The following is a 22,763-nucleotide window of genomic DNA, read 5'->3' on the forward strand; positions in this document are numbered from 1 at the left end:
CCAAATATCGACAAACTGTCTAAATGTCGGATTGCGACTGATACAAGCTTCTGCTCTATCAGCCAGTGCCGTCATCTCCTGTGCTCGTTCACTTTTTGGAAAGTAAGCAGCGTAGTCGAAGATGCCTAGGGTAATTTCTGCTTCCATTTTCTTCATTACTTGCGCTAATTTTTTACGATTAGCCGGGTTATCTTCTAAACTGGTCTTTTCTCGACAGCGCTTACCTAAGTAGCGGAAATCGACGACCAGCTTGCCAAACCGTCCTCGCATAGTAGCCATAGTAAATCTCCTTATTTTTATTGAAGTGCCATTCCATTGATAGCGCTCATGACAGGTTTACACATATCCTCTTCGATACGTTCCCATACATATAGGATCTTGCGACCACCAAACGGGCGTATGTAATGGATATTCTCAATTAGGACAGTGTCTTTCATTTGATTGCGAATAGTACGTGCATCGTACTTGATACGTTCGGCTAGCTCATCAGTTGTTAAATAAGTATTGCTCATGATATTTACCTCTTTTCGGTTATTAAGTCTTTGCATTAAGTGATAGAATAAAAATTATTTTATCGACCTGTAAAAATGCATCTTGAAGGAATCAGTTGGAAATTACCCGCTTAAAGGTAATTAATGACCGATTTGTGTAATATATTACCTTTTTACTGCAATGTAAAGCATTTTTACCCGAAAAGAGGTAAATTTTATGATCGTGTCTAAACTCCCTGTTATTTTGGCAGAGAAAAAATTGCGTGTAGCAGATGTTGTAAGAGCAACAGGCATGAGTAAATCAACCCTTCATAAACTATATAATGAAGAGTCATCAAGAATTGATTTCAATACTATTGACCAGCTATGTGAGTTTTTAGACGTGCAGGTGGGTGACTTGTTTATCTATCAGCCAAATAAAGATGTTGGTGACCAGTCCTGAAGACCTATAAAACTAGAAATATATGCGTAGAGAAACAGCGGTATAGCCTTATATATAAGGCATTTCAAAGTATAAAATTAAGGTTGGGGTTATTTTTAATACTTACTTTTTCATGATTTGGTCACGTTTTGGTCACGCTATGACCTAATTGTAAAAAAGCAGTAGAAAAGGAAAAGCGATGCTAAGAAAATATTTCTTAGCATCGCTTCTTATAAAGGTAGGAATAATAAGTTGGGGTCAATTACAAAATCAGTATTTATAGCGTGGGCACGAAATGGTCACGTTTTGGTCACGGTGCTGATTTTGAGACTTTTATCTCGTTAGATTAACTTAATAGTTTGATGGATTAATAGTATATAAAAACGCTATAGCCCCCGAAAATTGGACAAAAAAAAGCCTCACTGTTAAGTGAGGCTTTTTAAGTATTTGGAGCGGGAAAAGAGATTCNNCGCTAATTATCAATTAACTATCGTTAGTTGATGAAGGCGTATTATACGCATTTTTTTGAACGTGTCAACAGTTAGTATGAAAAAAAGTAAAAGATAGTAAATTGCCATATTATCCTAGCCTTCATCTGTGATATAACAGATTGTTGTAATCTATATTCCAAAAGCTTTGCTTTCTATAAATAGGCTGGAATACAGTTTTATAATGACTTTAACCATATTAATCATTTTTATGATTTATAAAGATAACACTTAAGGATAAGTACTATGAGTCAACAATATACCATCGCTGATTATTTGTTTGATCGTGTCGCAGAAGCAGGCGCGTCAGAGATATTTGGCGTACCTGGTGATTTCAACTTAACTTTTTTAGACAATATTATCGCCTCTGATAAGCTGCGCTGGGTGGGTAACACCAATGAGTTAAATGCAGGTTACGCAGCTGACGGCTATGCACGTGAGCGCGGCTTTGCGGCGATGGTGACGACCTTTGGGGTGGGAGAATTGTCAGCGATTAACGCGACCGCAGGCTCTTTTGCTGAGTATGCACCAGTGCTACATATCGTGGGCGCGCCAAGTACGGCTCTACAAGATTCAAAGCGCCGCATCCATCACTCACTTGGTGATGGCGTGTTCAATCATTTTATTAAAATGGTAGAGCCGGTCACGGTAGCACGAGCGCAGCTTACCCCTGAAAATGCTGCCTCAGAAATCGACCGTGTGATTCGTTTAATTCTTAAAAAACATCGCCCGGGCTACCTGTTACTATCGCCTGATGTTGCTCGTCAACCTATTTATCCACCGACTACAAAGCTTGTTGATAGCCAAGAAGACATCACCAGTCAAGCAGCATTGGCAGACTTTAAGCAAGCGCTCATAGAGTTTTTGCCAAACAAAACCACGACGCTGATGGCAGATTTGATGGTGCATCGTTTAGGGCTGCAAAATCAGCTTAAGGCATTGATTGCCGATACAGATATTCCTTATACGACTTTATCGTGGGGCAAAACTTTGCTTGACGAGAATAGTGAGCGCTGGGCAGGGACTTATGCTGGCGTGGCATCACGTCCCGTGGTCAAGGATGCAGTCGAAAACTGTGAGTGCTTAATAAAAATCGGTGTGCAATATACCGATACTACGACGGCAGGTTTTAGCCAAGATATTGATGAAAGTACAGTGGTTGATTTGCATTATGAGCGCGCGAGCATTGCTGGCAAAAACTTTGCGCCCATTGCCCTAAAAGATGCCCTAAAAACGCTACATGAAGTCTTGACCTCAAATATTAATATTGTGCCAAAGCAATTCTGTAAAGAAGTCAAGCCGCATGAGCAGCATGGTAAGGACGATGAGGCTATTCTTCAAGATGATCTATGGCATATCATTGCCGATCATCTAGACCATAATAATTTGGTGTTTGCAGAACAGGGAACGGCGTATTTTGGTATCAGTGATGTACGTTTACCAGAAGGCGTGACTTGTTATGGACAACCAATGTGGGGTTCGATTGGTTATACGCTACCGGCAAGTTTGGGTGCGGCTATTGCATCGCCAAACAAGCGCAGTGTTTTATTAATTGGTGATGGCTCAGCTTTGTTGACCATTCAAGAAATCGCGGTGATGATTCAAGAGCATATAAATCCAGTGATTGTACTGATTAATAATGATGGCTATACCGTGGAGCGGGCGATTCATGGTGAAAACCAGCGCTATAATGATATTCCTAAGTGTGACTGGCAGATGATGCCAAAAGCTTTTGGTGCTACCGATGATAATAGTCTGCTGCTAAAAGCAGAAACAGCAGGCGAGTTAAAAGCGGCTCTTACGCAAGCAGCGGCTGTAAAAGACAAGTTGGTTATGTTGGAGGTCATCGCTGATAAGCATGATATCCCGCCACTACTCGCCGATATCAGTGCCGCACTGAAGCCAAAAAACGATTGAGTGAGTAATAAAAAACTCGCTTCATAAAAATGAATAGCCCCATTTAGCACCATTGCTAGATGGGGCTTTTTGCACTTTTTTATCATATAGATTAATTAATCAGCTATTACTCTTATGTCGGTTTGCAGACTTTAGTATCATGGTGGATTGGGCTATTTCCAGCCCTTATCATTCCATAGGAGATGACCCCGTCGTGATTTGGTTAAAAATGCTTATTGGTGCTCTAATGGTATTGGCGATTCAATTATTCGCGCAAACCAGATTTTTTTATTTGGCAGCACTCGCGCCATTGTTCCCCACATTTACATTAATCAGTCACTTTATTGTGGGTACTGAGCGTAGCCCCGCCGATTTAAAAGTTGCATTAATATTTAGTATGCTCGGTGTCATACCGCACCTTATTTATACCTTTGTGGTGTTTTTTAGCATCGGTTACGTCAGCTTATATAAGGCATTACTGTTCGGCGTTGTCGCTTGGACAATAGCCGCAGCGATTTTGGTCCTTACATGGCAGTACATTCAGGCTTAGTTGTGGTTAGAAAAAAACGTAAACTCTGTCAAAGGGCAATATATCAAAGGTATATATAAAATTCGGTACATATTTCTACAGATAATTTTTATAGATTCGGTCGTAGATGTTATTCTTAAGAGCGATTTTATGGTGCTACCTGTAGCAAACTAAAATTAGAATGATCGCGATAACTCCATTCATTACAATTTATAAAAATAGGGCTTAAAAAAAGATGGATACCTTAAATATCATCTATCTCGTAGGGGCATTGTTAATTTTCGCCAGTATTATGGCAAGTACGTTATCGGCGCGCTTAGGCGTTCCGCTATTGCTGTTGTTTTTGATCGTAGGGATGTTGGCAGGCGAAGATGGTATTTTAGGTATCGAGTTCGCCCAATACGGGCTTGCTAATTTCGTTGGGCAGGCGGCTCTTGCTTGTATCTTGTTAGATGGTGGACTGCGCACGTCTTTTAAGTCATTTCGAGTGGGTCTCAAGCCTGCTATTACCTTAGCCACTTGGGGCGTACTTGCGACGGTAATGATACTGGGTATATTCGTCACCTGGCTACTCGATGTTGATTGGCGTCTTGGTTTATTGATGGCGGCCATCGTTGGTTCAACCGATGCAGCAGCGGTGTTTTCATTGCTGCGTAATGGTGGCGTCAAGCTTAACGATCGTGTACAGGCTACATTGGAGCTAGAATCGGGCGCGAACGACCCTTTGGCTATTTTGCTGGTGACAGGATTGATCGCTTTAAATGTTGATCCCGCTGGACAGACAATACTGGGCTTTTTAGGGTTGTTATTACAGCAACTTGGCTTTGGTTTGGGCATGGGCTTACTGTTTGGTTATTTATTGGCGAGGCTATTACCAAAAATACACTTGGCAGAGGGTATGTATGCCATTTTGATCATGTCTGCGGGCTTGGCAGTTTTTGCCGCAACCAATCTGATTGGCGGTAGTGGATTTCTGGCAATTTATCTCACTGGTGTGCTAATTGGTAACCATAAAGTGCGCTCAACTGAGCATGTGATGCGGGTGATGGATAGCTTTGCGTGGTTGTCACAAGCGGTATTATTTGTGGTACTAGGGTTATTAGTGACGCCATCGCATGTGATTGATGTTTGGTATTACTCCGTCGCGATTGCAGCTTTTATGATCTTTATTGCTCGCCCTATTGCGGTCTATACTAGTGTGAAACCTTTTAAATTTAAAGACAGAGAAATCGGCTTTATTTCTTGGGTAGGTCTGCGCGGTGCGGTTCCTATTACGCTTGCCATATTACCGGTGATGGCAGGGATAGATGGCGCTTTTATGTTGTTTGATATTGCTTTTGGCGTGGTGGTTTTGTCTTTGATTTTACAAGGCACAACCATTCCTTTTATGGCAAATTTATTTAAAGTGCGTATTCCTAGTAATAAAGACCCAGAAGAAGAGCATGAGGTCTGGGTATCTGACAAAGCAAGCATTACTTTATATGAGTTTGAAGTAAAGTCAGGGGCATTTGCGATTGATCGTCATCCAATGGCCATCTCTAAGCGCATAAGCCCTAATGAAATCAGTGTCTTTGCCTTGGTACGCAGGCAGCATATTATCGTTGTTGATGAAAACACCAAGCTCAAGTGCGGTGATAGGGTGTGGTATGCGATGACAGGTAACCACGCCACTCAAATTGCTAAGATTTTCAATGATACGACCCTTGACCATAAAGCCATGGATGATTTTTATGGCGATTGGCTGCTATCCCCAAGTGTGAAGCTTGGAGATTTGCCGTTTTTTACCGGTATTATGGCGTCTGAGTCGCTTGTCGATAAACTCAAATCCAAATCTGAGGACAGCGCCAAAAGCATGTGGGATCAAACGGTCGCTGAATATATCAATGATAGCTTAGAGATAAAGCCAGTATCGGGTGATACGGTCGACATCAATGACGAATGGTCGTTGGTCATAAAAGAAGTGGATGATAAAGGGAAGCTTAGAACCATTGGTTTAAAGCATCTAGAGTGATTAATAGCAGGGTAGCTATGTAGCTATTTGCCGTCATTATTCACAAAAGACGCGTCATTTGACTTAAAAACTCGGCGACTTGTTTGTGTAAGTTTTCTCGATAAGCCCAATGATGCTTGACCTCGTAACTGGCCTCATTGGGCAATAGTATTTTCATCAGCCCCATTTCTTCATAACGCTTGGCTAAATCATTAGGCAAGTAACCAACATGATGGCCCGCCAAAATGAGCTGCGCAGTTGCCTCCATATGATAAGTGGTGGCACTCAATGTTTTTGGACGGACATGATTGATACTCAAATCGGTAATATAGCCTCGTTTTATCCATGGATAGTTTTGTTCCAAATCCTCAAAAGTTAACCCTTCTGACCCATAAAACAATCGATGCTCGCGTCCACAGCAGACCACCTGCTTTTCAATAAATGCTGGCTGAAAAGTGAGTAGTGGTGGAAAACTGCCAAAATATCCCACACCAATATCACTCTCGTTGCTTAGCAGCTTCTCTAGCATGCTTTCAGGGCTTTGCACATCGATAGAAAAGTGAATAAGGGGATTGTCACGATAGCTAGCAGCCAAGCATTGGCGCAAGGCATCATAAAAAAATGTCGGCATCTGGTCAATGAGACACAGTCGGATATGACCGCCACGCACCGAATCCAATTGGCGAATATAGTGCAGTTGATGTTGAAAGCTGGCAACCGCTTCGGTAAAACTCAAACAGGCTTCATAAACCGCTGCGCCATCTTCTGTCAGCTTAAAACCTGCGCGTCCACGATGACAAAGCGTCATACCTAAGCGATCTTCTAAATGGGTCAAATGACCACTAATGACAGAGGTCGTCACATTTAAGCGAGACTGTGCGGCTGTCACGCCCTGACATTCTACGATTGCCATAAAGCTACGCAAGGTTTTGATGTCTATTTTTATCAATTCATCTAGCATCGGTCATTATTCCTCAGTACCTATGATGTCTATCAAAATAAATCTTCTATTTATCACTTTTCTAACATCAAATTTATACCAAACTTCTGATAATAACGGTTAAATCTAAATTACTACGAAAAACCAGAAGTTTACTTCTAAATTTTACCATGGTCTGACTTCAAATATTTAGGTATTGTCAAAGCATATAAAAAATTGCCTATTTTAAACAAACTGAAACAAGGATGTGATTTTATGAAATTCAATCAACCATTAAGCGGCAACGATATGCCAAGATTTGGCGGCTTTGCTTCTATGATGCGCTTGCCAACTCAAGCTGATGCAGAAGGGTTAGATGTGGCGTTTGTGGGTGTGCCTTTAGATATCGGTGCGTCAAACCGTAGCGGTGCGCGATTGGGTCCACGACAAATTCGTGATGAATCACGCATGATTCGTCCCTATAATGTCGCCACTCGTGCAGCGCCTTTTGAGTCTTTACAAGTTGCTGATATCGGCGACGTGCCTATCAATACTTTCAACTTGCTAAAAAGCATTGATATCATCGAAAAATTCTATACTGATAAAATCGTGAATCATGGGGCTATCCCATTGACGTTGGGCGGCGATCATACCATTGCCTTGCCTATCTTGCGTGCGCTTGCCAAAAAACACGGCCCTGTCGGCATGGTGCATATTGATGCGCATGCAGATATCAACGATGAGATGTTTGGCGAAAAAATCGCTCATGGTACACCGTTCCGCCGTGCTGTCGAAGAGAACTTAATCGATGGCAACCGCGTGGTACAGATTGGCTTACGTGGTACAGGCTATAGCGCCGAAGAGTTTGATTGGTCAACCCAGCAAGGCTTTCGTGTGGTACCTGCCGAAGAATGCTGGTACAAGTCGCTGACACCATTGATGGCAGAAGTACGCGAAAAGCTCGGTGATGGCCCCGTCTATTTAAGTTTCGATATCGATGGAATTGATCCTGCTTTTGCACCGGGTACGGGCACTGCTGAAATCGGTGGCTTGACCTCAACGCAAGCGATAGAAATCATTCGCGGTATGCGCGGACTTGATGTGGTAGGTGGCGATTTAGTAGAAGTGTCACCGCCGTATGATCCATTTGGTAACACCTCAGTATTGGCGGCAAACTTACTGTTTGAGATGCTATGTATCTTACCGGGTGTGCGCTATGACGATAAGGTAAAGGCGGTGTATTAAGAATGATTTGTAATCGCAAACTGCTTTTATTAAGCTGCTTTTTATAAGGGATTAAAGGGCAGCTTGGGTTTAACACTGAACAACTTATTTAAACGCGATTGAACTTTTTAGGATGATTAACTCATGACGCAAACGCTTCAAACATCTTCTTCAGCGCCCGCCACGCCGTCTCTGACATGTGGTGAGTTGCTCGTACAGTGGCTAGAGTATTATGGGGTAGAGACCGTATTTGGTATTCCGGGTGTGCATACGGTCGAGCTATATCGTGGTCTGCCAAACACCAACATCCGCCACGTGACACCGCGTCACGAGCAAGGCGCTGGGTTTATGGCTGATGGCTATTACCGCGCGTCTGGTAAAGTTGGCGTGTGTTTTATCATCACAGGTCCGGGTATGACGAACATCATGACGGCCATGGCGCAAGCACTGGCTGATTCTATCCCAATGTTAGTGATATCTAGTGTTAACAAGGTAAAAGATACCGGTAGTGGTGAAGGGCACTTACATGAATTGCATGACCAACAAGGTATGGTGAGCAAGGTAGCGCTTACGAGCAAAACCATCTGGCAGCCTGAATCGTTACCCAAGGTCATCGCTGAAGCGTTTGCATTATTTAATGGCGCACGTCCAGGGCCAGTGCATATCCAGCTGCCCATTGATGTGATTACTGCCGATGCCAGCCATGTCGCAAAGCCCTCTGATTATTTAAATAACTTTGCAAAAAAATCGACTGATGCACATGGTTTAACGTCACCTCAAGTAATGAGACCGCTGCCCAATCCTGCGCAATTAGATTTGATCGTTGAATCTCTAAAAGCGGCTAAAAATCCAGTGATACTTTATGGTGGTGGCTGCGTCGATGTCGATCATGACGCGCAAACCCTAGCAGGGCTTATCGATGCACCGACGTTTCTGACCATCAATGCCAAAGGTTTGCTGCCACCTAGCCATCCATTAAGTTTGGGTAGCAACCAATCATTAGACGCAGGTCGCGCCGTTATTGCTGAGGCTGATTGGGTGTTGGCGATTGGTACTGAGCTGGGTGAAACTGATTATGATGTGTTCTTTAACGGCCAGTTCAAAATCAATGGCACGCTGATTCGTATCGATTGCGATGCTCAGCAATTACAGCGTCCTTTTAGAGCCGATATCGCGGTATTGTCCGATGCGCAAATGGCGGTAAGTGGTCTATGTAGTCGTTTAAAGGGTCAGGCGTTAAATCATCAAGCGGTATCACGAGTAAACGAGGCAAAAAAAGCACTATTAGCAGGAATGACACCAGACTTTGCTGGGCAAAATGCGCTACTTCAATTGATTCGAAATGAAGTAAAAGACGTCATCTTCGTTGGTGATTCAACGCAGCCTGTCTATAGCGGCAATCTTGGTTTTGAGGCATTGGCGACGCGTCGATGGTTTAACTCGTCAACAGGGTTTGGCACGTTAGGTTATGGTTTGCCTGCTGCCATTGGTGCCATGATTGGTTCCAACAGTCCAGTGGTCAGCTTGATTGGCGACGGTGGTATTCAATTTACCATCGCAGAACTCATCTGCGCTGCCGAGCTTGAGCTGCCATTGATTGTGCTGCTGTGGAACAACCAAGGCTATGGCGAAATTCGTCGTTATATGGAAGAGGGTGGATTGCCACTAATCGGGGTTAATATTAAGACGCCGAACTTTGAGCCGCTGGCAGCAGGATTTGGTGCAGGTTATCGCAGAATCACAGCCAAACAGCAATTGCTCGACGCTTTAAAAGAAGACATCAAGGGCAAGCAACCCATCATCTATGAAGTTGATGAAGCCGATGACTTTTTAATTGAAATGGGTATGACGTTTACCTGCTTTAGCTAACAATATAGTTAATCCTATATAAATCAGATACGGTGTCAGGCTCGCTTAGTCTACTATTTGTAGTACTTTCACTCGCCTTTCTTGTATCTAAATTATATTGAACCAACTATACCAACACTAAGCATAATAAAGGCTGGTCGCTCAAGGAAGAACGTCTATGATGCCACATGCTAACCGCTCGTCTGGTCGCTTGAGCACCTCGCTGGCAAGCTTATTAACGGATTTATCCGCCGTTGTTGGCGCGACCAATGTATTGACCAAACCCAGCCAGCAGCAGTCGTATACACAAGGGGCGATTGCTTCTATCACGGATGCTGTCGCGGCAGTTGTGATACCAGACTCTCTTGTGGCACTATGGCGCGTCATTAATCTCTGTGCGGCGACTGATGTGATTATTATTGCACAGGCTGCTAACACAGGGTTGACCGGAGGCTCGACACCGTACGGAGAGTACGATCGAGCAGTCGTTGTGATTTCTATGCAACGATTGGGCGGTGTTCATCTGCTCAATGATGCAGCAGAGCTGGTTGCTTTGCCAGCGGCTAGCCTCCAGCAGTTGGAGTCTCAGCTTGCGCCGTTAGGGCGTGAGCCGCATTCAGTGCTGGGCTCAAGTTGTGTTGGTGCTTCGGTGATTGGCGGTATTTGCAACAGCTCTGGCGGTATGTTGGTGCAGCGTGGTCCAGCGTATACCGAGATGTCGCTATTTGCCAAACGTAATGCCATGGGTGAGTTTGAATTAATCAATCACTTAGGCATTGATTTAGGTGCAGATCCAGAAGAGATACTTAGAAACTTACAAACTGGCACGTTCAATAAAAATCCAGAGAGTGCCAACAGGAAGTCCTGTAAAAATCACCATTATCAACACAAGGTGCGCGATTGCGAGGCAGACACACCTGCTAGATTTAATAATGACCCTAACGGATTATATGAAGCCTCTGGTTCAGCAGGCAAAGTCATCGTCTTCGCAGTTCGAGTCGCGACATTTGCCAAACCGACGCAAGAGCAAACGTTCTATATCTCGACCAATGATGCCGATACTTTGACCACACTCAGGCAACAGTGGTTAAAAAGCGAGCTAAACCTGCCTATTTTGGCAGAATATATGCACAAAAATTACAACGATATTACCATGCGCTATGGCCGTGATACTTGCTTGAGTATGCGAAAACTGCCAGCCAGTAAGATAGGAGCGCTGTATCGGTTACAAGCCAAGATTGGCTATTATTTGGATAAATGGCGACTGCCTCAGACTTTACCAGATCGGCTGCTACAAATGACTGGTGTTTTCATGCCGCCGTCATTACCCAATTCTTTGGCTGAGCAGGCGTGCTCCTATCGTTATCATTTAATCATTAAAGTCGCGAATAGCAATAACGATGATAATAGCAATGATAACGGCAGTCATGGTCATATTGCCGCAGCCCAAGCATTTCTACAGTCCCATATGCAGCAGCATCAAGGCGTCGTACATCTTTGTACAGCAGCAGAATCCCAAGCATTATTGGTGTTTCGTAGTGCGGCAACCGTTGCCATGTTTCGTTATCACAATCTTAACCACACAAGGTTTGGCGCGCTGTTGTCTACCGATATTGCCTTACCACGGAATGCTGTAGATTGGGATGAAGTGCTACCTATTAACTTACAAAAGCAGGTCAGTAAAACCTTTTATTTGGGGCATTTTTTCTGCCATGTCATGCACCAAGATTATCTGTTATACCCTGAAGTGGATGCAAAAAAATTCAAGGATGAGCTATTGGCGTTTTATGATCGACGTCGTATAGAGTACCCTGCTGAACACAACGTGGGTCATGTCTATACCGCAAAACCTGCACTACATACTTTTTATAAAAAACTAGATCCGACCAATTCGCTAAATCCAGGCATTGGTCAGACAGCAAAATGGAAAAATTGGCGATCGTCGCCCATCAAGGAGGAATTAAATGACGAATTATCTCGATAAGTCGCAGCAACCGATATTAGGAAACGATGTTGTCGATTCAGAAACGCCGCAAGGAGAGCAGTGGCGTGCGTCAATGTGGAAGTTTTTATTGTTTTCAGCATTGGGCATTGCACTATTTATTATTCCGTTTCAATGGGACGGAAAGGTTACGATTTTATTGGGTGTGTTAACGGACGCTTTGCAAGCTTTGTTGGGTGGTTATGTCGTTTATGTGGCAATGGCAATCGTGACGACCTCCTTTCTTGGGGCGTTGGCTGTGAAGGTGTTAAAACCCAACCTGCATGAAGACTCTATGGTCAAAAAACTCTTCGATGTTGATTGGTTTTGGCTCACTGCCCGATTGCTAGGGATGGTGTTTGTCTGGATGATTTATCTGCAAGTCGGCCCTGAGTTTATTATTAATCGTAATACAGGCGGCGTCATTTTCGAAGATTTGATACCGATTTTGATTCCTTTGTTTTTCTTCGCCATTTTATCGTTACCGTTTTTGACAGATTTTGGTTTGATGGAGTTTTTGGGCACACTGGCGAGCAAAATATTTGTCAAGTTGTTTAAGTTGCCAGGACGCTCAGCGGTAGATGCCATGTCCTCTTGGTTTGGCGCAGCTTCTATCGGCTTGCTGGTGACCATGCAAGAGTATGATAAAAGCTACTATAGCCAGCGTGAAGCGGCGATTATCGCGACGACTTTTTCGGTGACTTCGATCGCTTTTACTTATGTCGTCGCCAAAACCATCGGCGTAGACGATAACTTTGTTTATTTTTATCTGACCATTGCTTTAACAGGCTTTATCGCCGCGATTATTATGCCGCGTATACCGCCACTCTCCTTAAAGCCTGACACCTATCATTCTGGCAAAAGTATGCTTGATGAAGGGATTCCTGCTCAGTACACGACCTACCAATGGGCGGTCAATCGTGCTGTGACGCGCGCACACTCAATGCCAAGTCTGGGTCAAGTGTTCAAACGTAGTGTAAAAAATCTATTCGATATCTATTTTGGGCTAATCCCCGTGATTTTCGCAATTGGTACGATTGGTCTGGGCTTAGCCGAATATACGCCTGTGTTTAAATGGTTGTCTACACCGTTGGTACCGCTGCTTGATTTGTTACAGATTCCAGAGGCAGCAGAGGCGGCTCCAGCAATGATTATGGGCTTTGCGGATATGTATTTGCCAGCCTTGGTCGGCAAAAGTATTGAGAGTGAGATGACAAGATTCATCGTTGGTGCATGTTCTATTACTCAGATTATTTATATGTCTGAAGTGGGCGCGCTGATTTTGAAATCAAACATTAAGCTTAATGTGTTAGAGCTGTTCATGATTTTTATTCTTCGTACTCTGATCAGTTTGGTGGTGATTACTTCAGTGGCGCATTTACTTTATTAGCCATGCAGTCAATATTAACTCAGGCTCATCAACCCAGCCTGTAGTATAACGATAATGTGCTAAATAATCGGTTTATCTAACTAAAGAATAAACTGATTATTTAGCGAATGATTTATATAGACACTTATAAATGCAATCAAAGACAATAGGTATAAAAAAATTATATCAAACCATATAAGGTGATTGACCATCATGGAAATGACGAATGCTAACAGTTTAACGAGGGAAAGCGCCATCCAAACGGTTCACGATGAAGTGATGTTAAATGCAGCTTATATAGATGGCAAATGGATGACTATTGAAGCGCCTGCTACCGATACTGCTGACGCTGATAGCTATGATTCGAATCATGATTCAAGTTATGATTTATATGATTCAAATTCGGGAACAATCATCGCTACCACTCGATTGTGTACCAATACACAGGTAGAAATGGCAGTCAATGCGGCTTCTGCGGCGTACCCATCTTGGTCGCAAACTGCTGTAAGCGAGCGCGCATCGTATCTCAATGCCATTGCCGAGACGATGGAGGAGCAGTTTGACAAATTGGTGGGATTGTCTGTGTTAAATAATGGTAAGCCCATTGAAGAGGCAAAAATAGACGTGAGCGATGCCATTGCCTGCTATCGCTATTATGCCAATCTCATCACAGAACAAGCGACTTGGTCGGAGGTATCCACCAGCGAGTCAGGCATACGCTTGCTAAAAACGTATGCGCCTGTTGGTATTTGCGCCCTTATTGTCCCATGGAATTTCCCAATGGTGACCACTGCTTGGAAGTTAGCCCCTGCATTGGCTGCAGGCTGTACGGTACTATTAAAGCCCTCCGAGGTGACATTATTGCCAGAGTTGATGCTGGGCAATATATTGTCTGCTATTAAACTACCGAAAGGAGTCGTTAATATTTTACCGGGTGCAGCTGAAGTGGGCGCTGCCATGACCTGCCATCCATTAATCGACAAAATTTCTTTTACTGGTAGCAACGCCGTTGGTGAAAAGGTAATGAGCCAAGCGGCAAAAGGTATCAAAGATATCAGTCTAGAGCTGGGCGGTAAGTCAGCCATCGTCGTATGTGCAGATGCTGATATCGACGACGCTTGTGATTTAATCATCGGTGGTATATTTACCAATGCTGGTCAGATATGTTCAGCCACATCAAGGCTGCTTGTTCATGAAAGCATTGCTCAGTCGTTGTTTGAGACATTAAAAGTTAAGACAGAAAGTCTGAAAATCGGTGATGGCTTTGACACTGACACGCAAATGGGTCCACTGGTTAGTGAGCAGCAACTGAATCAAGTAAAAAAATATTTTGACATTGCTGCTGCCGAAAGCCTGACTTGTCTCACTGGTGGTGAGGTTTTAAATCGGCAAGGGTATTTTGCGATGCCGACCATTTATACCAATGTTCCAGTGACCAGTCGATTATGGACAGAGGAGGTTTTTGGGCCAGTACTAGTGAGTCAAACGTTTACAGACCATGCAGAGGCAATTTCTTTAGCCAATGATAGTAAGTATGCGTTGGCAGCGAGCATTGTTAGCGCTGATGAAACGGCGGCAATAGAGATGGCGCTACAGATACAAGCGGGTCACATTTGGATCAATGAACAACAGATTGTATTGCCAGAGTCAGGGTGGGGCGGGTTTAAGCAAAGCGGTATCGGGCGTGAGCTGGGTGTGGATGGCTTGTCTGCATATCAAAAAAGCAAGCATGTGCTATTGACGGCTTAAACGTTGGGCGCTTTCATATCTCATTAAGACATTGATATTGCTACCAATCGCTAAATGAGGTATTTGCTTTGTAAATTAACTTTACTGGACTAAGAATGCCATTCAAGATAAAATTGAGCAATCATTCAAATTTTATCGCTGTGCTTATTTTTACATGAGGTTACGGCTTTTGAGATGGAAAAACTATGTCACGTACCGCACTTTATAACCGTCAGGATGCCTTAGAACGCGCATTACAGCTTTTTTGGCAAAAAGGCTTTCATGCTACTTCTTTAAAAGATATAGAAGAGGCGCTCGATATGCGTCCGGGAAGCATTTATGCTGCGTTTGGCAGTAAAGATGGATTATTTCAAGAAGCGTTAGACTACTATGCTCGCCTAGGTTTGAGTGAGCTTAAGCGGGTAATGGGCGCTTATCAATCGCCGCTGTTGGGGTTAGCCGCTTTCGTGCGTCAGCTGGGCGGTATTCGTGATAAAGGGCTGCCGAGTCAGGCTTGCATGTTGGTCAAAAGCTTACTGGAGCTTGGTGCTCGTGAGCAGACAGCGCTACAAAAAGTTGAAATGCTGTTGGCAGGTATGGAGCTGCGTTTTATAAATTACTTTACCGAAGCACAGCGGCTGGGTGAATTGGATAGTAAGTTGGATCCGACTAGGCTTGGACGACGACTACAGGCGGAAATCATGGGGCTGCGTGCTTTTGCGCAGCGTGATGTCGAGAGTGCAGCGGTGCAAGCGTTGGCTGAAGATATGGCGCTCTCCATAGAAGCGCTGCGTATTGATGAGCCTGTTGGCGAGTAGTGCATGTTGACTATTTGCAAATAAGCACTGCTAAAAGGTTATTGCCGATTAGGTAAGGCTGATTGCTAAGATATTTTTGGTATGAAAAAAGGGTTTTAGAGTTACTGTATAGCCAGAGACTATACAGTAACTCTAAAACCCTTAGCTTTTCTAAAACTCTTAGTTTTGAAGACGCAATCATTAATCAGATAATTTAGTCTGGTATATCAGCCAACTGCTGCAAAATGCTTTTATAATTTTCAACACCTTGTGCGCCGCTAATTAAATGACGCTCATTGAAAACCATAGATGGCACACTTTGAATGCCTTGCTGTTGCCAATGCTGTTTTTCTTTTTCTACTGCTGCCGCAAATCGCTGGTCTTCTAAGACCGCTAGTGCTTCGCTACGATCCAGTCCGATTTCTGCTGCGACATCTGCAAGTACGGTACTGTCAGCTACATTTTTATTATCGACGAAGTGTGCGACGAACAATGCTTGTTTTAGGTCGTGCATACGTCCTTGCTGATCGGCCCAATACAGCAACTGATGCGTATTAAAAGTGTTGTAAGTACGAAACTCATCGGTAAACTGAAAATTAAATCCAGCTTCTTCACCTGCTGCTGTCATTCTAGCTCGGCTCTCTTTAATGTCCTCAGCAGTCGTACCGTACTTCTCCATGATATGCTCACGATAGTTTCGTCCTTCGTGCGGTGTATTAGGATTTAACTCAAATGGATGCCAGTGAATCTCGTGTGGAGTGTTGGTTTGTTTTAATGCCTCGGCTAGTTGACTATAGCCGATAGCGCACCAAGGGCAGACCACGTCTGACACGATATCTATTCGTAATGGTTTTTTTAAATTACTCATAGTGGCTCCTTATTTGGTTCTTATATAATTAGACAGCTTTATGCCATTCAAACTTTTGGAAAGGCTTGTCGATTGGCGTGTTGGCCAAATGGTTGGTGTAGTTACTCATCACTTTTTGAGCCGCTGCAAGAACCACTTCCAAAATCTGACGTTTAGTAAAGCCTGCATCTAAGAACGCTTGCACTGCGTCATCATTTACATTACCACGATCACGAACGACCGATAGCGTAAAGTCGCGTAATGCTTCTAGTTTTGCAGTTGGTAGAGGTGTCTCATTACGTAATGCTTCAGTAATGGCGTCGTCTACTTTCATGCTTTTTGCGATACCAGTATGAGCGGGTACACAGTAATGACACTCATGCTCTACGTTGATGGTTTGCCATACGACCGTGACTTCCTCATCATCAAAACTGCTGTCTAAAAACAACTGATGCAGACGTTGATAGCCTTCGAGCAAGCCAGGCGCTTCAGCCATGACGGCATGTAGATTAGGTACCATACCAAACGCTTTGATAGAAACGTCAAGTAAGTCTTTGCTTGCTGCTGGGGCTGTGTCTTTGTCGTGTAGGGTAAATTCAGTCATATTAAAACCTTTTAATCATTATTAGTGAATTTTTATAAAAGTAAGTGTATAAGCGACTTGAGAACCTATTATATAGTTGAGTGAGTACTCAATTTTATAAGTGAGATTTTCGTGAGTCGCTCAACAACTGCAGCCACTATAATCCATTTTGAGCAATCGTTCAAATAATATTTGAGAGAATGCTCAAGTTGTTTGTAAATTTCGTTTACATTCAAAGCTAGGCGGCATCACGACAGTTATTTGTTTTTCTTAACCAAATTATTGCTAAATGGCATGGTTAACAATCCCCATAGCGAGGCATTTTGTTTGGCTGCTGGGTATTCTTTTAGCCCAATATCTAGCTCATTATCAGACTGCTTTGCTTTACCCTTATAACTACCAAAAATCCAATCCCACCAAATGACACTAAAACCATAGTTTGAGTTGGTCTCACTAACGCGTTGGCTATGGTGAATACGGTGCAAAATCTGCGTCATTAATATTAAGCGTAGCGGTTTTTCAAGCGCAGGTGGCAGGCGAATATTGGCATGGTTAAATATCGCTAAGCCATTTAACGCAATCTCAAATATCAATACGGCGATGGCAGGAACGCCCAACAAGCTGACGGCAACGAGCTTTACTAGAATGCTTAAAATGATTTCAATGGGATGAAACCTAAGCCCTGTGCTGGCATCAACATGCGCATCAGCGTGATGGACTTTATGTAAACGCCATAGCATAGGCACGCGGTGAAATAATCGATGCTGCCAGTAAATGATGATGTCGAGCAATATCAAGCTTAGTATGACGACGACAATGCTTGGCAAATTGATGATATTAAATAGACCAATGCCATGCTGCTGATTATACAGCGCCACAGCCGTTAGACCGACAGGCACCGCTAGACGAGCAATAACTGACGAGATAAAAACCAAGCCAAAGTTAGCGAACCAGCGTTTGCTGCTTTTGATCGGTGCTTGACGTGCAGGCATGCGCCATTCTATCAGCATCATAATCACTAAAATGCTTAAAAAGAACCCAAGCCGCCACCATACTTCGTTAGTCATTAGCTGCCTCTTAACTTATTATATTTATATACTGTTTTTATCTATTTCTAGCTGCTTAAGGGTATGGTAGCCGCCATGGATACGGGTAGAAATCGTAATCGCGCAGGCTGTGGCAAAAATGCTGGCAAGTAATACAAAGTGCTGTGGCCACAGGCAAAAAGCGACAAACAGCGCAATGGTTTCTGTGCCTTCCGTCAAACCGTTTAAATAATAAAAACTCTTATATTTAAACTGCGGTTTATCCAGTGTAAACTTTTCCGCAGCAATGGCAAACGCTAAGAAGCTAGAGCCTGTGCCAATAAAGGTCGCGAGTAATAAAGCGCCAGCAATGGCATTCTGTTCAGGATTTGCCAATATAAAACCCAGCGGGATGGCGGCATAAAATAAAAAGTCGAGCGTAATATCTAAGTAGCCGCCTGCGCTAGAACTTTGCTTTGCATAACGGGCTAAAGCGCCATCAAGACCATCAAAAATACGATTCAATGCAATGACTGCCAGTGCGCCATACCAAAGCTCAAATGCGAGTAACGGCAAGGCTAACATACCGATTAAAAAACCTGCCACCGTGAGTTGATCAGCCGTGATGCCGCGTTTATGTAATACAACGACCACAGGGGCTAGTATCGGCTTAACCATGGGCGTGAGAAATTTGTCTAGCATGCGCTTGCCTTTTGTATTTCGCTTTGACGTTTAAGACTTTATGTATAAAACGATAACTTTAAAACTACAGGTCTAAATGAATAACTTTACCCTTTGCGGCCTCGGCATCGCTATAATCGTGCGTGACCATGATGGCGGGAAGTTTATGAGTGCGGATTTGCTCAAATACCAGTTGCCGCGTATCTACTCGAAGTTGGGTATCAAGCTTGCTAAAAGGCTCATCGAGTAGTATCGCTTTTGGTGCGCTGAGCAAAGTGCGCAGTAGCGCCACGCGTGCTTGTTGTCCGCCTGATAAATTATCGGGATGGCGATTTTCCATGCCTGCTAGACCAACTTGTTCAAGTGCCTGCTCTATTTTTTCACGGCGCTGTTTTTTATTGAGCTTCTCAGCGCTATTCTTATTGTCTTGAGGCATCGCAAAAGCAATATTACCTGCGACCGATAAATGCGAAAACAGTAGGGCGTCTTGATACAGTACCCCAATATGACGCAAGTGCGTCGGCAAATGACTTACATTTTTATCATTTAACCAAACCTCACCAGTAGCGGTGAAACCATTTGGCAATATACCTGTGAGCCAGTTCAACAAGCTTGATTTACCACTACCAGATGGACCCATAATAGTTAGTATTTCACCACCAGCAATCTGCTCATCTAGGCTCAGTAATAGCTCGCCTTGTCGATATAACTGTAAGTCTTTTATCTGTAAAGAGGATTGCATCAAGAGCCCTTTATCTGCGTTTTTATAGTGAGTTGTTTTTCAAAATCAGTGCTATTTAGAATCAGTTCTTTTCAAAACGAATATATTTTAAAAAACGTTTTAACGGCTGCTATTTTTACCACTTTTAAAGAAGTACTTCGGCAATACCCACGCCAATATAAAGCCTACTAACGGTAGCGCCATTTGGATGATGGCATACACTGCACTGGTGCGCCTACTGGCACCATTGGCAAGGGTCACCGCTTCTGTGGTAATAGTGGCGATACGTCCGCCGCCTGCTAATAATGTCGGCAAATATTGACCAAAGCTAATCGCCAAACCAAGAGCAATGGCAATCAAAATCGGCGCAAACAGTTGTGGTAATTTCACCTGCAAAAATACTTTGGCTGGCGTCGCACCAAGGCTTGCCGCTACATGAGCAAAATGAGGGTCTAGACGTCGATAACTGCTGGCAAGCGATAAAAACACATAGGGCAGCACAAAGAGCAGATGGGTAAATGCCACATTAAAAAACGCTGTTTGATTATTCACCAGTTGCTGTAGCCATACTAAGCCAAATAAAAAAGCAATGCTCGGCACTAACAGCGGCAAATAGATAATTAAACTGGTAAATGTTGAAAGTGGTTTTTGACTTAATTGCTCAGCTTCTAAACATAATAAAGTCAGCACAATGGCAAATACCGTACTCACGATACCGATTGTAATGGTATTAAATAATGGCGTGCTCATTTGCGTAAAGGCGCTTTGAAAATGCAATAACACCAACTGCTCTGGCAATACAGCTGGAAAGCGCCAAAAACCAGCTACTGACCACATTAAAAGACCAATGAGCGCCAGCAAGATAAAGCCAATCACCACAGTGGTCAATGCTGCGGTGATTTTTTGCCATAATGCATCGGCATAGTGGCGCTTGCCATTGAGCAACGTGCCATTAAAGCAAGTTTTTATCGCTCTCTCGCTACCAAGCCACAAGGCGATTAAACTACCCGTCAAAGCGAGCTGTAATAACGCGCCCGCCGAGGCTTTTATACGTAAGTTTAAATCAACATCGTTAAACCATTGCATGATAGTGACCGCCAGCGTTGGCGGCGTGTTTGGACCGAGTATCAATGGCATCTCTACGCTGGCACTAGTATAGGCGAGCACGGCTAAGATAGGCAAACGTAAAAAAGGATAGAGGACAGGAAGTACCGCTTTAAAAAAGGCAGTAATGGGGTAATAGCCGAGATTTAGCGCAACTTTATACTGCTGACGTAGCTTTTTACCAAGCTCAGGCTGTGCCAAAGCGCCTAGCGCCATGAGTAATAAAAACGGCAGCTCTTTTAAGGTTAAGCCCAAAATGATGCTAATGCCGTACGGGTCATGGGGAAACATACCGTCTGGAGCCAATTCCCAACCGCTTAGCCATGGTGATATAAGGCGTGAAAACATACCAGAAGGCGCAATTAAAAAGCCAACGGCGATGGCTGCCGCTGCATGAGGAATGACCAAGATTGGACTCAGTAAATGCTCAATACGGTTCAGCCAAACGCTATTAAAAAATGCTGCTAATATCATTAAGGTCATGACAAAAGCGAGTAACGTACTTAGCAGTCCAGTAGCGATGCTTAAAGCGACCATTTGAGTAAGACCAGGCGTCTGCCAAAGATCATGAAACCCTTGTAGACTAACAGTTGTTTGCTCAAGTGCAGTCACCCAGCTAAAGGCAGGCAACAGCACGCAAACCAAACCACCGAGTACCGGCAATATCAGTAGCAGCAGTAAAAATGTCGGACTCAAGGAGACGATACGCGTAAATAGGTCTGTTTTATAAGGCGCGGTTATACCAGTAATTGTTGCAGAATGGACTTTTTCCTTAGTCGTTTTATTATTAGTATTTTTACTCATGGGCTGACCCCATAACGTGTCTGCCAACCTTGCATAATGGCATCAACCCAGCTCGGATGTGGTTCATTCACGGTACGTTTGATGCTATCAAAGGGCAGGGCACTAGGGTGTGGTTTATTGTCTTTGAATAGCGCTTGTTGTTCAGGATTGAGCGTAGAGAGAACAAGTACGGTTTTATCACCCCATATATCAGGGGTTTGCTTTTTGGCCTGTGCTTCTGGGCTCATCAAAAAGTTTGCCACTAGCTGTGCGGCTTGCGGATGGCTGGCGTTATAAGGAATGGCCACAAAATGGGTGTTACTTAAGCTGCCATCACTCATTGCATAGCTACGAATGCTCTCGGGTAAATCATAACGCTGCACGGCCGCTGGTACTTCAGGTGCAGAAAAAGTAAAGGCCAGACTCAGCTCGGTATCATCGACCAAGCGCCGCATGTGTGCGCCCGTTTGCACAAATTGCTCACCCTTACGCCATAGAGTGGGATGTAAGTCATCTAAAAATGCCCATAAAGGGGCTAATACCATATCTGTATTTTGCTCAGTGGCTGGCAGGTTGAGCTGTGCCTTGATGTTTTTGCCTATCTTAGCATCCTGATTTTCGTGCAGCATGACTAAGGCATACTTTAAAAAGCTCATTCCTAAAAAGTCAGGTGGCTTTGGATAGCTAAAACGCCCGGGGTTTTGCGCTGTCCAATTGACTAGCTCATTTAAAGTGGTTGGTGGCTTGTCAGTTGATAAGCTGTCGTAATAAAAGGTCAACGCAGCTTGTCCCCATGGCGCTTCCATGCCGTTGGTCGGCACACCAAAATCAAAGTTAACCGCAGGATTGTTCTCTGGATCGGTCAAGGCAAAGTTAGGGAGCTTATTCGCCCATTGTTTGAGTAATAATGAATTCTCACTCATGGTGGCAAAGTTTGCGCCATTTATCCAGATGAGATCAACGCTGCCTTTATCGTTGTTATTGGCAGATTTTTCTGCAAGTACACGGCTAACGGCTTCACTGGTGTCGCTCAATTTCACATGAACCAAGTTAATATTATATTTATCATCGACTTGCTTGGCAGCCCACTGTAGATAGGCGTTGATCTGTGGATCACCGCCCCATGCATAAAAGTAGACGTCTTGGTTTTCCCCTTGCGCCTCTATTTGCTGCCAAGATGATAAATTTTGATTAAGGTTACCAGTAGTGGGTGAGGCAGTGCTTGCTGATATACCAACACAAATGCTAAGCACCATAGCATAGGCGCTATAGCGGCTTAGGTTTTTTAACGCGGTCAAAGCGGGCAGAGATTTGATAACGTACATTTAAGTTTCCGTT

At 43.7% G+C, this 22,763-nt stretch carries 20 protein-coding genes; 10 read left to right on the forward strand and 10 right to left on the reverse strand.

The features are described 5' to 3' along the window. Both B2575_RS04915 and B2575_RS04920 read right to left on the reverse strand, forming a co-directional pair. The coding region (locus tag B2575_RS04915; RefSeq protein WP_296240403.1) for an Arm DNA-binding domain-containing protein at window positions 1–279 on the reverse strand (279 nt) is incomplete at its 3' end. A gap of 17 nt (window positions 280–296) precedes the next feature. Beyond that, entirely contained in the window at window positions 297–512 is a 216-nt protein-coding gene (locus tag B2575_RS04920; RefSeq protein WP_011513303.1) for a hypothetical protein, read from the reverse strand. Window positions 513–708: 196 nt separating this feature from the next. On the opposite strand from B2575_RS04920, the gene B2575_RS04925 reads away from it, so the two are divergent. The 4 genes from B2575_RS04925 to B2575_RS04940 all read left to right on the forward strand — a co-directional run bounded on the left by B2575_RS04925 (window position 709) and on the right by B2575_RS04940 (window position 5,836). Further along, a complete protein-coding gene (locus B2575_RS04925) occupies window positions 709–933 on the forward strand; it encodes a helix-turn-helix domain-containing protein (protein WP_131401335.1) in 225 nt (74 codons plus the stop codon). Window positions 934–1,646: 713 nt separating this feature from the next. After that, on the forward strand, window positions 1,647–3,317 hold the full coding sequence (locus B2575_RS04930; protein ID WP_296240406.1) for an alpha-keto acid decarboxylase family protein: 1,671 nt from the start codon (window positions 1,647–1,649) through the stop codon (window positions 3,315–3,317). Between the two features lie 193 nt (window positions 3,318–3,510). Continuing rightward, window positions 3,511–3,846, forward strand: coding sequence for a GlpM family protein (locus B2575_RS04935; RefSeq protein ID WP_227676529.1), 336 nt, complete (start codon window positions 3,511–3,513; stop codon window positions 3,844–3,846). Between the two features lie 214 nt (window positions 3,847–4,060). After that, complete coding sequence (locus B2575_RS04940; protein WP_296240407.1) at window positions 4,061–5,836, forward strand: potassium/proton antiporter; 1,776 nt, start codon at window positions 4,061–4,063, stop codon at window positions 5,834–5,836. A 40-nt stretch (window positions 5,837–5,876) separates the two neighbouring features. Here the strand turns inward: B2575_RS04940 and B2575_RS04945 are convergent, their stop codons facing one another. Then, a complete protein-coding gene (locus B2575_RS04945) occupies window positions 5,877–6,776 on the reverse strand; it encodes a LysR family transcriptional regulator (protein ID WP_201604230.1) in 900 nt (299 codons plus the stop codon). Window positions 6,777–7,010: 234 nt separating this feature from the next. On the opposite strand from B2575_RS04945, the gene speB reads away from it, so the two are divergent. The 6 genes from speB to B2575_RS04975 all read left to right on the forward strand — a co-directional run bounded on the left by speB (window position 7,011) and on the right by B2575_RS04975 (window position 15,702). After that, window positions 7,011–7,979, forward strand: coding sequence for an agmatinase (speB, locus tag B2575_RS04950; protein ID WP_055125012.1), 969 nt, complete (start codon window positions 7,011–7,013; stop codon window positions 7,977–7,979). A gap of 123 nt (window positions 7,980–8,102) precedes the next feature. Continuing rightward, window positions 8,103–9,827, forward strand: a complete 1,725-nt coding sequence (locus tag B2575_RS04955; RefSeq protein ID WP_296240410.1) for a 5-guanidino-2-oxopentanoate decarboxylase — start codon at window positions 8,103–8,105, stop codon at window positions 9,825–9,827. A 157-nt stretch (window positions 9,828–9,984) separates the two neighbouring features. Further along, window positions 9,985–11,790, forward strand: coding sequence for a D-lactate dehydrogenase (gene dld / locus B2575_RS04960; protein WP_296240411.1), 1,806 nt, complete (start codon window positions 9,985–9,987; stop codon window positions 11,788–11,790). Further along, window positions 11,771–13,177 (forward strand): YjiH family protein, encoded by a 1,407-nt coding sequence (locus B2575_RS04965; protein ID WP_296240412.1) that lies wholly within the window; start codon window positions 11,771–11,773, stop codon window positions 13,175–13,177. The genes dld and B2575_RS04965 overlap by 20 nt, the downstream gene beginning before the upstream one ends. A gap of 192 nt (window positions 13,178–13,369) precedes the next feature. Next, entirely contained in the window at window positions 13,370–14,905 is a 1,536-nt protein-coding gene (locus tag B2575_RS04970) for an aldehyde dehydrogenase family protein (protein WP_296240413.1), read from the forward strand. Between the two features lie 185 nt (window positions 14,906–15,090). Beyond that, window positions 15,091–15,702, forward strand: a complete 612-nt coding sequence (locus B2575_RS04975) for a TetR/AcrR family transcriptional regulator (RefSeq protein ID WP_296240414.1) — start codon at window positions 15,091–15,093, stop codon at window positions 15,700–15,702. 193 nt (window positions 15,703–15,895) lie between these two features. Here the strand turns inward: B2575_RS04975 and B2575_RS04980 are convergent, their stop codons facing one another. The 7 genes from B2575_RS04980 to B2575_RS05010 form a co-directional block, all read right to left on the reverse strand. Further along, window positions 15,896–16,549: a DsbA family oxidoreductase gene (locus B2575_RS04980; protein ID WP_296240415.1), complete on the reverse strand. Its 654-nt coding sequence runs from the start codon at window positions 16,547–16,549 to the stop codon at window positions 15,896–15,898. Window positions 16,550–16,577: 28 nt separating this feature from the next. After that, complete coding sequence (locus tag B2575_RS04985) at window positions 16,578–17,132, reverse strand: carboxymuconolactone decarboxylase family protein (RefSeq protein ID WP_045454350.1); 555 nt, start codon at window positions 17,130–17,132, stop codon at window positions 16,578–16,580. A 236-nt stretch (window positions 17,133–17,368) separates the two neighbouring features. Beyond that, window positions 17,369–18,178, reverse strand: a complete 810-nt coding sequence (locus tag B2575_RS04990; RefSeq protein WP_045454347.1) for a sterol desaturase family protein — start codon at window positions 18,176–18,178, stop codon at window positions 17,369–17,371. 24 nt (window positions 18,179–18,202) lie between these two features. Then, a complete protein-coding gene (locus tag B2575_RS04995) occupies window positions 18,203–18,838 on the reverse strand; it encodes a CDP-alcohol phosphatidyltransferase family protein (RefSeq protein WP_296240417.1) in 636 nt (211 codons plus the stop codon). 64 nt (window positions 18,839–18,902) lie between these two features. Further along, entirely contained in the window at window positions 18,903–19,559 is a 657-nt protein-coding gene (locus B2575_RS05000) for an ATP-binding cassette domain-containing protein (RefSeq protein WP_296240418.1), read from the reverse strand. A 99-nt stretch (window positions 19,560–19,658) separates the two neighbouring features. Then, a complete protein-coding gene (locus tag B2575_RS05005) occupies window positions 19,659–21,446 on the reverse strand; it encodes an ABC transporter permease (protein WP_296240419.1) in 1,788 nt (595 codons plus the stop codon). Beyond that, on the reverse strand, window positions 21,443–22,750 hold the full coding sequence (locus tag B2575_RS05010; protein ID WP_296240420.1) for an ABC transporter substrate-binding protein: 1,308 nt from the start codon (window positions 22,748–22,750) through the stop codon (window positions 21,443–21,445). The genes B2575_RS05005 and B2575_RS05010 overlap by 4 nt, the downstream gene beginning before the upstream one ends. Between the last annotated feature and the right edge of the window lie 13 nt (window positions 22,751–22,763).

This window comes from Psychrobacter sp. UBA6739 (assembly GCF_002453835.1).
GTDB lineage: Bacteria > Pseudomonadota > Gammaproteobacteria > Pseudomonadales > Moraxellaceae > Psychrobacter > Psychrobacter immobilis_A.

Excerpts from the sequence above, each read along its gene's own strand:
- B2575_RS05005 (WP_296240419.1), bottom strand. The coding sequence starts at position 21,446 with ATGAGTAAAAATACTAATAATAAAACGACTAAGGAAAAAGTCCATTCT.
- B2575_RS04970 (WP_296240413.1), top strand. The coding sequence starts at position 13,370 with ATGGAAATGACGAATGCTAACAGTTTAACGAGGGAAAGCGCCATCCAA.
- B2575_RS04975 (WP_296240414.1), top strand. The coding sequence starts at position 15,091 with ATGTCACGTACCGCACTTTATAACCGTCAGGATGCCTTAGAACGCGCA.
- B2575_RS05010 (WP_296240420.1), bottom strand. The coding sequence starts at position 22,750 with ATGTACGTTATCAAATCTCTGCCCGCTTTGACCGCGTTAAAAAACCTA.
- B2575_RS04940 (WP_296240407.1), top strand. The coding sequence starts at position 4,061 with ATGGATACCTTAAATATCATCTATCTCGTAGGGGCATTGTTAATTTTC.
- B2575_RS04995 (WP_296240417.1), bottom strand. The coding sequence starts at position 18,838 with ATGCTAGACAAATTTCTCACGCCCATGGTTAAGCCGATACTAGCCCCT.
- B2575_RS04990 (WP_045454347.1), bottom strand. The coding sequence starts at position 18,178 with ATGACTAACGAAGTATGGTGGCGGCTTGGGTTCTTTTTAAGCATTTTA.
- B2575_RS04965 (WP_296240412.1), top strand. The coding sequence starts at position 11,771 with ATGACGAATTATCTCGATAAGTCGCAGCAACCGATATTAGGAAACGAT.
- dld (WP_296240411.1), top strand. The coding sequence starts at position 9,985 with ATGATGCCACATGCTAACCGCTCGTCTGGTCGCTTGAGCACCTCGCTG.
- B2575_RS05000 (WP_296240418.1), bottom strand. The coding sequence starts at position 19,559 with ATGCAATCCTCTTTACAGATAAAAGACTTACAGTTATATCGACAAGGC.
- speB (WP_055125012.1), top strand. The coding sequence starts at position 7,011 with ATGAAATTCAATCAACCATTAAGCGGCAACGATATGCCAAGATTTGGC.
- B2575_RS04980 (WP_296240415.1), bottom strand. The coding sequence starts at position 16,549 with ATGAGTAATTTAAAAAAACCATTACGAATAGATATCGTGTCAGACGTG.
- B2575_RS04930 (WP_296240406.1), top strand. The coding sequence starts at position 1,647 with ATGAGTCAACAATATACCATCGCTGATTATTTGTTTGATCGTGTCGCA.
- B2575_RS04925 (WP_131401335.1), top strand. The coding sequence starts at position 709 with ATGATCGTGTCTAAACTCCCTGTTATTTTGGCAGAGAAAAAATTGCGT.
- B2575_RS04920 (WP_011513303.1), bottom strand. The coding sequence starts at position 512 with ATGAGCAATACTTATTTAACAACTGATGAGCTAGCCGAACGTATCAAG.
- B2575_RS04945 (WP_201604230.1), bottom strand. The coding sequence starts at position 6,776 with ATGCTAGATGAATTGATAAAAATAGACATCAAAACCTTGCGTAGCTTT.
- B2575_RS04985 (WP_045454350.1), bottom strand. The coding sequence starts at position 17,132 with ATGACTGAATTTACCCTACACGACAAAGACACAGCCCCAGCAGCAAGC.
- B2575_RS04955 (WP_296240410.1), top strand. The coding sequence starts at position 8,103 with ATGACGCAAACGCTTCAAACATCTTCTTCAGCGCCCGCCACGCCGTCT.